General features: G+C 64.2%; 1 protein-coding gene. It reads left to right on the top strand.

Annotated elements, in window-relative coordinates; translation table 11 throughout:
• Positions 1-693, top strand: a 693-nt coding sequence (locus JMF86_RS34905; protein WP_201317495.1) for a porin, incomplete at its 5' end; no start/stop codon positions are given.
• Positions 694-724: the final 31 nt, after the last annotated feature.

The raw sequence follows: 724 nt of genomic DNA, 5'->3' as shown, positions 1-724 counted from the left end.
TCGTATCTCGCGCTGAGCTGGTATGCGTTCCATCCCGGCAACATCGACGGGCTCGCCGCGACCGGCAACGTGCCGTACAACAATTCGATCAAGTACCGTTCGCCGACCTTCGCGGGTTTCTCGGCCGCGGCGACGCTCGCGCTCGGCAACACGACGAACTTCTCGACCGGCAAATCGGTCGGCGTCGCGCTGAACTATGCGAACGGGCCGTTCAAGGCGTCGGCCGTCTACTCGAACGAGCACGACCGCTCGATCCTGATCAGCCAGACGGGCATCACGTCGTTCCAGGGGCAAAACACCGCGAATGGTTATCTCGCCAGCAAGGTCGAGAACATCGGCGCGGGTGCGTCGTACCAGATCGGCGACTTCCTCGTGCATGGCCTCTACACGCGCGTGAAGATGCAGTCGAACGGGTTTTCCGACACGTTCCAGAGCTACGACGCGGGCGTGAACTACCGCAGCAGCGCGTTCAACACGATCGCGGGCGGTGCGGCGACCACGACGCTGGCCGGCCGCCGCTGGACGCAGGTCGAACTCGGCGACATCTACGCGTTGTCGAAGCGCACGCAGCTGTATGCGAACGTGCTTTATGAACACGGCTCGGGCGGCGCGAAGGCCGCGTTCTTCACGGCCGGCGTGTCGAGCACCGCGAACCAGGTGATCGTGCTGACCGGCATTCATCACTCGTTCTGAGCGAACTCGGGCACCGCGCCTGCGGTACCCG

Source organism: Burkholderia sp. E168m15, assembly GCF_016586105.1.
In the GTDB taxonomy this organism is placed as follows: Bacteria; Pseudomonadota; Gammaproteobacteria; order Burkholderiales; family Burkholderiaceae; genus Burkholderia; species Burkholderia orbicola.
Note: the sequence above shows the minus strand (reverse complement) of the source record. Positions and strands in the feature narration are given on the sequence as shown.